Genomic DNA, 10091 nt, shown 5'->3' with positions numbered 1-10091 from the left:
GACGCGCGTCGTCGTCGCCGATTAACCATGGCGGTGATTGCCGATCGAGCTTTCACGTCGAGAGCGACTTTGCAGCGCGTTGAGGCGGGAGATCCGGGCGTGAGCATCGGCATCTATGCAGCAGTCCTGCTGGCGCTTGGGCTTCTAGGCGGATTACAGGAGGTTGCCGACGCTGCCCACGATACAGTGGGGCAGTCGTTGGCTAACGCGGCGTTGCCTCAGCGCATCCGGCTGCCGCGTGGCAAAGGGAAGGGCGATCATGGCTGATGTCGAGGTATACATCGATCTCGACGGCTCGCCGCGTCCGGTGGGGCTGCTCAGGCGCCATGCCTCGCGCCGGGAAGAAACGGTCACATTCGAATATGACGAGACCTGGTTGGCCGACGACGAGCGCTTCTCGATCGAGCCAGCGCTGGCGTTGACGCGAGGTCTCTTCCCCCCGCCGGCTGACCAACCCATTTTCGGTTCGATCGGCGATTCGGCGCCGGACACCTGGGGGCGCCGCCTCATGCAGCGTGCGGAGCGTCGACAAGCCGAACGGGAAGGGCGGCGCGTCCGCACGCTCGGCGAACTGGACTATCTGCTGGGCGTAGCGGATGAAACGCGCCTGGGCGCGCTGCGATTCCGCTGGAGCGGAGAAGAAGAATTCCAGTCGCCTGTGCTCGCCGGGGTCCCGGCGCTGATCGAATTGGGGAGGCTGCTTCAAATCACCGAACGCATCTTGCGCGACGAAGAAACCGAGGAGGATTTGCAACTGATCTTCGCGCCAGGGTCGTCACTTGGTGGTGCGCGTCCCAAGGCTTCAGTCATCGACCAATACGGCCATCTGTCGATTGCCAAATTCCCGAAGGAGACCGATGACTACAGCATCGAGACCTGGGAGGAAATCGCCCTGCGATTGGCTGAACGCGCGGGCATTTCTACTCCGCATCACGAACTACTAGAGGTCGTGGGCAAGCCGGTGTTGCTGTCGCGCCGCTTCGATCGGACAGGAGGCATTCGCATTCCCTTCCTTTCGGCCATGTCGATGACGGGGTCGCGGGATGGCCAACGCGGCAGTTATCCCGAACTGGTTGATTCGCTGACACAATACGGAGCGAAGGCTCGGGCCGATGCTGCGCAGTTGTATCGACGGGTGACGTTCAATGTGCTGGTTTCCAACGTCGATGACCATCTGCGCAACCACGGCTTCCTGTGGGCGGGGCGCGATGGATGGGTGTTGTCGCCAGCCTACGACCTCAATCCCACGCCAACCGATGTCAAAGCACGCATTCTGACGACAAACATCGATCTCGACGAGGGAACGTGTTCGGTCGACCTCCTAGAAAATGCCGCGGAGTTCTTTGGTTTGTCGCTCAAGCAGGCTCGGGCCACGATTCGGGAGGTGGCCAACGTGACCCAGACATGGCAAACGGTCGCTCAGGAAGTGGGTTCCAGGCGAGCAGAGATCGCCCGCATGGCGAGCGCCTTTGAGCACGATGATCTTTGCGCCGCGTTACGGTTGTGACGGTATCGAGGACTGAGTTCGAACGCGTTTTGACGGTATTAGCGACGGTATCGCGCTCACGGATTGCCCGGCGACCCGGGGGTCTTCGATGGTTTTCAACGAAGCGAGCATTGATCCTCCAGTGCAGTCCAACAACGGCCGTCTTTAAATCGATGGCTTGCGGTGGCCTGGTCAGAAGTTCCCAAGCGATTGCTGCGGCGTCGGGATTCGAGGCTGATGCGCTTTTGAGAGCAGTGACGACGGAGCCTGCGAGGCCGTTCGGCGGACCGTGAGCAGGGTCGACGGATCGGGCGATACGATGAACAAGGCATGGAATAAATCGCACCTGCAAGTGCGGACCGGCCGCGGGCCGGCGACCGTCAAGGCCCCGTGATGTGCTCGATGCCGTCGCTTTCGGCACGCGGCGACGCTGCCGAAAGCGCGAGCGTCGAACAGGCTCATTCGAGGTTGCCTTGACAGAGATACTTGGTCGAGAGGTAATCATCGAGGCCATACTTGGAGCCTTCGCGGCCATAGCCCGATTCTTTCACGCCGCCGAACGGTGCGGCCTCACTCGACAGCGCGCCTTCGTTGATGCCGACGAGTCCCGCTTCGAGCAGGCGCGATACGCGGTCGATGCGGCGCAAATCCTGGCTGTAGAAATAGGTCGCGAGGCCGAACGGTGTGTCGTTGGCCGCCCGAACCACTTCGTCTTCGTCGTCGAAGCGGAACAGCGGCACGATGGGGCCGAATGTTTCCTCGCTGCTCAAACGCATCTCCGGCGTGGCGTCGGCGAGCACGGTCGGCGCGTAGTAGTTCGGGCCGCGTTCGCTCAGGCGCGTGCCACCCGTAAGCACTCGGGCGCCGCACTGAATCGCATCGCTTACATGCTGCGCGATCTTCTCGACTGCGCGGGCATTGATCATCGGCCCAATTTGCGCGTCGGGATCGGTCGCTGGCGCGACCTTCAGCGCGGCGACGCGCGCTGCCAGCAAGTCCGCGAACTTGTCGTAGATCGACGCTTGCACGTACACGCGATTCGGCGACACGCACGTCTGCCCACCGTTGCGAAACTTCGATGCCATCAGGCCCGCGACGGCGGCATCGAGGTCCGCGTCCTCGAACACGATAAATGGCGCATTGCCGCCGAGTTCGAGCGAAAGCTTCTTCAACGTGCCGGCTGATTCGCGTGCGAGATACTTGCCAACAGATGTCGACCCGGTGAAGGTGATCTTGCGCACGCGGCTGTCGTCCAACCACGCTTTTACGGAAGCAACCGCGCTATCTCGCGATGCGCCAATGAGGTTGATGACGCCCGCCGGAACGCCTGCTTCGTGCGCGAGGAAGACCAACGCAAATGCGGTGAGCGGCGTGTCCTCGGACGGCTTACTGACCACCGTGCAGCCCGCCGCGAGCGCTGGCGCGATCTTGCGCGCGATCATCGCGAGCGGAAAATTCCACGGTGTGATGGCTGCCACGATCCCCACAGGTTCCTTCACCGCGCTCATGCGCTTGCCGCGCTGCTGCTGCGGGATGATGTCACCGTAGATGCGCGCCGCTTCATTTGCGAACCACGCGACGTATGATGCGCCGTACATCACTTCGCCACGCCCTTCCGCGAAAGGCTTCCCCTGTTCCAGCGAGATCAGGCGCCCGAGCGTATCCGCGTGCTCGAGGATGAGAGCATGCCAGCGATGCAATACCGCGGCGCGGTCCTTTGGCAAGGTATCGCGCCAAGCGGGGAGGGCGCGTGCGGCGGCATCTGTGGCGGCGCGGGCATCGGCGGGGCCGCTGTCGGCCACTTGGGCGATGACGTCGCCCGTCGCTGGGTCAGTCACGGCAAAGCGCTTGCCGCTCCTGGCAGAAACCCACTTACCGTCGATGAAATTGTCTGAATGGATCAGATCGTGCAATGCGTAACGTTGGGTCATATCAAATTCCTCAGCGATCGACGCGATCACGTAAACACAGCCATGGCAAACTCTCTGTGCGTTGTCAGTGGCTGTAATGCCGAGCGATGTATGCCATCACCGCATCTGCCGACGGCGCCATCGGTTCGCAGCGCCCCGTGCGATGCTCCAGATCGGCCACAGTTGCCGGGCGCGGCGCGGCCTGGCCCGTTGCCTCACGGATGATGTCCTCGAACTTCAGCGGCAACGCGGTCTCGAGCACGATGGTGCGAACACCGGGGCGGAGATGTTCGCGCGCGACCTTAACGCCATCGGCCGTGTGCGGGTCGATCATCGTGCGATGGCGCTCCCATGTATCGGAGATGGTCCGCACCCGGTCTATGTGCGTACTCTTGCCCGACACGAAACCGTAGCTGGCGATGCGCGATATCTCCTCCGCCGTCAGGCTGAACTGACGGCACGCTGAGAGCTCAGTGCCAAACAGCCGTCGAATGCGTTCCGCGTCCCGGCCGAGCAGATCGAACACGAAACGTTCGACGTTCGACGCCTTCGCAATATCCATCGACGGACTCGAAGTCACCATCGTCTCGTTACTGGTGCGCACACGATATCGGCCGGTCTTGAAAAATTCGTCGAGCACGTCGTTCTCGTTTGTCGCCAGCACCAGTCTTTCGATCGGCAACCCCATCATGCGGGCGACGTGGCCGGCGCATATGTTGCCGAAATTGCCCGAAGGGACGCAGAACGAGACGCGTTCGCTGTTGTCGTTCGTAGCCTGGAAATAGCCGGAAAAATAGTAGACGACCTGTGCCAGCAGCCGTGCCCAGTTGATGGAATTGACGGTGCCAATGCTGTACCGCCGCTTGAAGGTCAGGTCTGCTGAAACAGCCTTGACGATGTCCTGGCACGTGTCGAAGCTACCTTCGATGGCGAGATTGTGGATGTTCTCGTCGTGCAAACTGAACATCTGCGCCTGTTGGAACCGACTCATGCGGCCAGACGGGCTCAGCATGAAAACCTGGATGTTCCGCTTGCCGCGCATCGCATATTCCGCGGCGCTGCCGGTATCGCCCGAGGTGGCACCGAGAATGTTCAGTTCTGTGTCGCGGCGCCCCAACTCGGCTTCGAAAAGCTTGCCAAGCAACTGCATCGCCATGTCCTTGAACGCGAACGTTGGACCGTTGGACAGGTTGAGCAAAGCAATCGATTCGTCGAGCTTCCGCAAAGGCGCGATCTGCACCGAGCCGAACGTGTCCTGCGTGTAGGTCCTGGCGATGATGGTGCGCAGTTCGTCAGCGGGAATGTCGTCGATGTACAGCGAAACGATCTCGAAGGCCAACTCGGGATACGACAGGCCGCGCCAGTGCTGCAGCGTTGCCTCGTCGACCTTGGGGTAGCTGGTGGGCACATAGAGGCCACCATCGGCCGCCAGTCCTTCCATCAATACTTCGGAAAACCGCAGGCCGGCGCTGGCGCCACGGGTCGAGACATACTTCATAACGAGGCTACCTCTCTATGGATTCGAATTCGGCGCTCGTTACCAGCCATAGAACCGCGGCCAGGTTTCGACATTGCCGTCAGGGCCGACGGCCTGATAGGCGGGATGCTGTGCGCCGGTGGCGCACGCATGATTGGGCAGTATCCGAAGGCGCGTCCCGATCGGAAAACGTTTCTCGATCTCGTGATCCGGCGTACCCGACCGGGAGACGATTCCGTGCTCCTGGTTCGCACCGCTCATCACATACTCACCAAGCACCTCTCCGTTTTCGCGGCACACGAGCCCGTAACCAAAGTCGCGCTTCTGGCGCTGAGTGCCACGGTCGCGGCTCATGGCCATCCACCCCGCATCGACGATGGCCCAGCCTTTCTCGCTCTGATGTCCGATGACGGTAGTCAACACGCTCAATGCAATCTCGGACGCGTCGTTCACGCCGATGTTGTGCATGACGAGATCGAACATGACGTAGACGCCTGCGCGAACTTCGGTCACGCCCTCCAGATGTTCGGCGGCCAACGCTGTCGGTGTCGATCCGATGCTCACGACGTCGCACCGTAGGCCCGCTGCCCGAATGCGTTCAGCGGCACGCACGCAGCGCGAGCGTTCCTGCTCCGCGATCTGCACGAGCTCTTCACGGGTATCGTAGTCGTAGCTCGAGCCGGCATGGGCCAACACGCCGCCAAGATGCATGCCGCCATTCGATAGGGTCGCTGCGACAGCGAGAAGCGCGTCGTCATCGGGTGTGATACCTGAGCGATGACCATCCACGTCGATCTCGATCCAGACCTCGAAGGGCTCTTCGTACGCTCGACCGAACGCGGCGATGGCCTCGGCGCAGGCGACGCTGTCGGCAACGATCTTCAGATCGCAGCCTTGTCGGCGCAGTGCCAGCGCCTGCGCGAGTTTTGCCGGCGCCATGCCCACCGCGTAGACGATGTCGCGAATGCCGCTTGCGAAGAATTGTTCGGCTTCCTTAAGTGTGGATACGGTGATGCCGCGTGCTCCGGCATCCATTTGTGCCCGGACTACCTGCTCGCATTTAGTCGTCTTGACGTGCGGGCGGAACCTCACGCCGAGCGCATTCATGCGTTGCTGCATCCGTTCGATGTTGCGGTGCATCCGCCCGACGTCGATCACTGCAGCGGGTGTATTCAACGACTCCAAATTCATCAGTGGCTCCTGGCAACTCTTGGCGCGGTCGGTGTCGATGCCGTGTGGCGCTTGAGGAAAAGCCACTATAGAAGTTAGCCACGAATTTGTGCTTAACGGAGAATAAACTGGCCGTTAAGCCCCGTTGAATGTCGGTGCGGAGAAGGTCGCGTCACCCCCAGCATTAAATGGGCTTTAACGTTGGATTTTTTGGATATTAAGCACTGGCAAAAGATTCTTTCCTATAGTTCGCGGCATGGACTTGGCGCATGCGGTGGGCGTCCCACTGCAACACACGGGCCCGATCCGGTACGTCCTTGCCTATCTGATGAATTTTCGTTGAGGATCTGTCATGTACTCATATACATCGCAACGCGTCTGCCGCTCGCGTGTCTGCTTCTTCCGGCGCCTTCTATCTGCTGCTGCCATCGCCATCCCAGCGGCGCTTGGCGCCGGTCATGCATGGGCAGCGCCAGTCAACGTTTCTGCGGGGACCACGCCATCGAGCGTGCCGAATGCATTCCTGGATATGAAAACGCACGAGATTCAAGGGGTCATGCCGGATGTGATTCGCGCTATCGGGAAACGCGAGGGTTTCGATGTGTCCTTCGACGTCATCCCGTTCTCGGCACTGATCCAATCCGTCGTCTCCGACAAGATCGACCTCATCGTTGCGGGCATGACGCCGACGCCGAAGCGCGAAGAGGTGATCGACTTCTCGCAGCCGGTGGCGTTTTTTGGCAAAGGGATCATCGTCAATGCTTCGGACAAGAACAACTACCGCACGATTCAAGATCTGAAGGGCACGGTTGTCGGAGCGGGCGTTGGCGAGGAAACCTCAGAAGAACTGATGAAGCTCGGCATTTTCAAGGAGGTCAAGCTATACAACACAGGAGCCGACATGGCGCGCGATGTCGCGTTGGGCCGTATTGCGGCTGCGTTCAACGACTATCCCGTCTGGAAGGCTCAGGAAGCGGCAGGCACGCTGCAGGGCTGTCGGGTCGTGGATGGGTTTACGCCGCTGCGGAGGGTGCCCATTGCATTCGGCGTGAAGAAGGGAAATGCTGCGTTGCTTGCGAAGATCAACGATGGGTTGGCAAAAATCAAGGCGGACGGAACGCTGGACGGCATCCTGAAAAAATGGAAGTTCGGTGATTGATACGAGGACGCCTGATCGTTTCTTGCAGGGTGGATCGCGACGCATTTCCGGCTGGGTCCTGCGTCAGCCGCGACCCGGCCAGGAGGGCGTCCATGAGTATGGCCGGTAGATTAGGAGACGGCCCAGTGTGCGCGAGTATCCGAGCGTAGCGTGCGAGCCGACCGACGTTCGGCCGCTACGACGAAGATCGGCGCCGGGTTAAGCAGTGAAACGATTATTAGAAAGGCGAATCATGCGTTGGAGCGACATAGTCGAATTTGTCCCGATTCTGCTTCAGGGGGCCGGGATGACGATCTTCATCACCGTTAGCTGTCTGATTCTAAGTACCGCGCTCGGTCTCGTTTGGGCGCTCCTGAAGATGTCACGGCATGGGTCGGTCAGGCGCGCGGCCACCACGTTGATCAACCTGGTCCGTGGGCTGCCGATGATCGTACTGCTGTTCTACATTTACTTCGTATTTCCCTCGATCCATCTGCAGATGAGCGCGCTGCAAGCGAGCATCGTGGGGCTCGCATTCGGATATTCCACATATGTCGCGGAAATCATCCGGTCGGGCATCGAGTCGGTGGATCAAGGTCAATACGAAGCCGCACAATCGATCGGGATGGGTCGCATCAAGACCATGACCCGGGTGATTCTTCCTCAAGCGATCAAGGTTGCGCTGCCGCCCTATAGCAACACACTTGTATCGATGCTCAAGGACTCGTCTCTCGCGTCGACGATCACCGTCTCCGAGATGACGCGTCAAGGATCGCTGATCGCGGCCGCGACCTTCCAGAATCTGGAGGTCTACACACTCGTCGCGGCCGGATATCTCGCGATGAGCCTTCCGTTGATGAGTTTGACCAGGACGCTCGAACGGCGCTTCGGAAAACACAAGGTGAAGTGAGGTTGCAATGATCGAAATCACGAACGTCCATAAAAGCTTCGGCGACGTGCCGGTGCTCAAAGGCATTACGTTGAAGGTGGCTGAGGGCGAGGTCGTTTGTCTGATCGGCGCATCGGGTTCAGGAAAGTCGACGCTGCTTCGATGCATCAACGCGCTCGAGTCCTATGATTCGGGCGAGATCAAACTGCTGGATCAAGTCGTCGAGCAGCGCTCCCGCCATATCAATCAACTGCGCACCCAGGTCGGCATGGTCTTCCAGCGCTTCAATCTGTTCCCACACCGTACTGCGGTCGAGAACGTAATGGAGGGGCCGGTACACGTGAAGCGCGAGTCGGTCGGGCAGGCACGGCGCGAGGCAATCGAATTGCTGCACAAGGTCGGCCTCGGCCAGAAAATCGACGCGTATCCGCATCAACTGTCGGGCGGCCAACAGCAGCGCGTCGCAATCGCACGGTCGCTCGCAATGAAGCCCAAGGCCATCCTGTTCGACGAGCCGACCTCGGCCCTTGACCCTGAACTCGTGGGCGAGGTGCTGAGTGTCATGCGCACGCTGGCGCGCGAAGGGATGACGATGCTCGTCGTCACGCACGAGATGGGGTTCGCCCGCGAAGTGGCCGACCGTGTCTGCTTTCTGCATGCGGGCCTCATCATCGAGGAGGGCAGTGCGAAAGAAGTGCTCGGCTCGCCGCGGGAAGCGCGTACGCGAGAATTTCTGCGCCATGTGCTGACACACCACATCGAAGATCCGCCCGCTCACAGCGGGAGCGCACCGTCTTGCATCGCGGGAACTGCCGTGAACCCCCTCAAAAGCGCATGAAGCTGTGCTTTGGACCTCCCAATTCCGCATAGGCGGAAAGCCGTCGCTGATTTAATTTCAATTAGATAAACGAACCATCACTCGCTAGATCCGTAGGAGCAAAAGTGACCGTAGCATTCGTATTGCACCGTGCCGAGGGTGCGGCTCTTTCAACCGCCTTCCGCAGAGCCGCATTCGGCGCCAACGACCCGTTCGCGCAACATCGGGAGATCGCTTGGGAAGGACCCGACTCGATGGCCGCGGGCCGTGTGAGCTTTATTGGCGAGCTCGACGTAGCGCGCTTTCCGCACACCGAGACCATCGTCGTTGTCGAAGGCCATCTCACGCTGGAAGCGGCCGAAATGGCGCCGTTGGAACTCGGCCCGCAAGCGGGCGTCGTGATCGGCTGCGGCACTGCGCTTCGCGTCAGGGCCGAATCGCGCACGGTTTTCGTGTCCTGTGTGGCGCGTTGCAACGGCCCCACGAAGAGCGGGCTATTCCCCTTGCGCGTTGACGCTGACTTCAAGCCGTCCGCAACACTACCTGCTGACGTGCTGCTGGGTCCCGCCCCGCAGTGCCGAAGTGCCAACGTATTCGCCGATGAAAGCGCGGAGTACCGCGCGGGTACGTGGGATTCGACGCCTTACCATCGGATCGTTCGCCCGCATCGCGTGAACGAGTTCATGCATCTGCTGGCCGGCAGCGTTCGGTTCGCCGCTCCCGATGGCAGCGTGCTGTCGCTCGGGGCCGGCGACGCGCTCTTCGTACCGCAAGGCGCACCGATCGGATGGGAAAGCCGCGAGCGCGTGGCGAAGTTTTACGCGATTCAAAACCTCCAGGCTCCGATCGAGCGAAACTGATCATGTCCCCTCCGTTGCAACACATTCAAACCTCGCCCACGCTGCCGGCCGCGGCTGATGTGGTGGTGATCGGGGGTGGCATCATCGGCGTCTTCTCGGCCTACTACCTGGCCCAGCGCGGCGTGTCGGTCGCGTTGATCGAGAAGGGGAGAATCGGCGCCGAGCAGTCGAGTCGCAATTGGGGCTGGTGTCGGCAGCAGAATCGCGACGCGCGCGAATTGCCGATGGCGAGCAAGAGTCTCGAGCTCTGGCAACGATTTGCGATCGAAACGGGCGAAGACACGGGCTTTCATCGGTGTGGGCTGCTGTACCTCAGCAATGACGACGCCGAATTGTCCCGTTGG

The 10091-nt window shown here is 60.7% G+C and carries 10 protein-coding genes; 7 read left to right on the top strand and 3 right to left on the bottom strand.

The annotated features are described in order from the left end of the window. On the top strand, nucleotides 1-267 hold a 267-nt coding region (locus VGL01_RS17690), incomplete at its 5' end, for a transcriptional regulator (protein WP_331571574.1). Continuing rightward, the gene (locus VGL01_RS17685; RefSeq protein ID WP_331571572.1) at nucleotides 260-1507 is read left to right on the top strand and encodes a type II toxin-antitoxin system HipA family toxin; all 1248 of its coding nucleotides are present in this window, start codon (nucleotides 260-262) and stop codon (nucleotides 1505-1507) included. The genes VGL01_RS17690 and VGL01_RS17685, both read left to right, overlap by 8 nt. 437 nt (nucleotides 1508-1944) lie before the next feature. Here VGL01_RS17685 and VGL01_RS17680 read toward each other — a convergent pair whose 3' ends face one another. The 3 genes from VGL01_RS17680 to VGL01_RS17670 all read right to left on the bottom strand — a co-directional run bounded on the left by VGL01_RS17680 (nucleotide 1945) and on the right by VGL01_RS17670 (nucleotide 6064). Next, a complete protein-coding gene (locus VGL01_RS17680) occupies nucleotides 1945-3417 on the bottom strand; it encodes an NAD-dependent succinate-semialdehyde dehydrogenase (RefSeq protein WP_331571570.1) in 1473 nt (490 codons plus the stop codon). 64 nt (nucleotides 3418-3481) lie between these two features. After that, a complete protein-coding gene (gene thrC / locus VGL01_RS17675; RefSeq protein WP_331571568.1) occupies nucleotides 3482-4894 on the bottom strand; it encodes a threonine synthase in 1413 nt (470 codons plus the stop codon). 39 nt (nucleotides 4895-4933) lie between these two features. Next, entirely contained in the window at nucleotides 4934-6064 is a 1131-nt protein-coding gene (locus VGL01_RS17670; RefSeq protein ID WP_331571566.1) for a DSD1 family PLP-dependent enzyme, read from the bottom strand. Between the two features lie 331 nt (nucleotides 6065-6395). On the opposite strand from VGL01_RS17670, the gene VGL01_RS17665 reads away from it, so the two are divergent. The 5 genes from VGL01_RS17665 to VGL01_RS17645 all read left to right on the top strand — a co-directional run. Continuing rightward, nucleotides 6396-7202, top strand: coding sequence for an ABC transporter substrate-binding protein (locus VGL01_RS17665; protein ID WP_331571564.1), 807 nt, complete (start codon nucleotides 6396-6398; stop codon nucleotides 7200-7202). 232 nt (nucleotides 7203-7434) lie between these two features. Further along, on the top strand, nucleotides 7435-8091 hold the full coding sequence (locus tag VGL01_RS17660; RefSeq protein WP_331571562.1) for an amino acid ABC transporter permease: 657 nt from the start codon (nucleotides 7435-7437) through the stop codon (nucleotides 8089-8091). 7 nt (nucleotides 8092-8098) lie between these two features. Continuing rightward, nucleotides 8099-8908, top strand: a complete 810-nt coding sequence (locus VGL01_RS17655; protein ID WP_331571560.1) for an amino acid ABC transporter ATP-binding protein — start codon at nucleotides 8099-8101, stop codon at nucleotides 8906-8908. A 104-nt stretch (nucleotides 8909-9012) separates the two neighbouring features. Continuing rightward, entirely contained in the window at nucleotides 9013-9747 is a 735-nt protein-coding gene (locus VGL01_RS17650) for a cupin domain-containing protein (RefSeq protein ID WP_331571558.1), read from the top strand. Continuing rightward, the coding region (locus VGL01_RS17645; protein WP_331571556.1) for an FAD-dependent oxidoreductase at nucleotides 9675-10091 on the top strand (417 nt) is incomplete at its 3' end. The genes VGL01_RS17650 and VGL01_RS17645, both read left to right, overlap by 73 nt.

This window comes from Trinickia sp., assembly GCF_036503415.1.
Taxonomy (GTDB): Bacteria; Pseudomonadota; Gammaproteobacteria; order Burkholderiales; family Burkholderiaceae; genus Trinickia.
This window is presented reverse-complemented; position numbering and strand designations above follow the sequence as displayed.

What these genes read in the sequence shown, in the direction of transcription:
- VGL01_RS17665 (WP_331571564.1), top strand. Translation starts at nt 6,396, where the DNA reads ATGTACTCATATACATCGCAACGCGTCTGCCGCTCGCGTGTCTGCTTC.
- VGL01_RS17685 (WP_331571572.1), top strand. Translation starts at nt 260, where the DNA reads ATGGCTGATGTCGAGGTATACATCGATCTCGACGGCTCGCCGCGTCCG.
- VGL01_RS17660 (WP_331571562.1), top strand. Translation starts at nt 7,435, where the DNA reads ATGCGTTGGAGCGACATAGTCGAATTTGTCCCGATTCTGCTTCAGGGG.
- VGL01_RS17670 (WP_331571566.1), bottom strand. Translation starts at nt 6,064, where the DNA reads ATGAATTTGGAGTCGTTGAATACACCCGCTGCAGTGATCGACGTCGGG.
- VGL01_RS17655 (WP_331571560.1), top strand. Translation starts at nt 8,099, where the DNA reads ATGATCGAAATCACGAACGTCCATAAAAGCTTCGGCGACGTGCCGGTG.
- thrC (WP_331571568.1), bottom strand. Translation starts at nt 4,894, where the DNA reads ATGAAGTATGTCTCGACCCGTGGCGCCAGCGCCGGCCTGCGGTTTTCC.
- VGL01_RS17680 (WP_331571570.1), bottom strand. Translation starts at nt 3,417, where the DNA reads ATGACCCAACGTTACGCATTGCACGATCTGATCCATTCAGACAATTTC.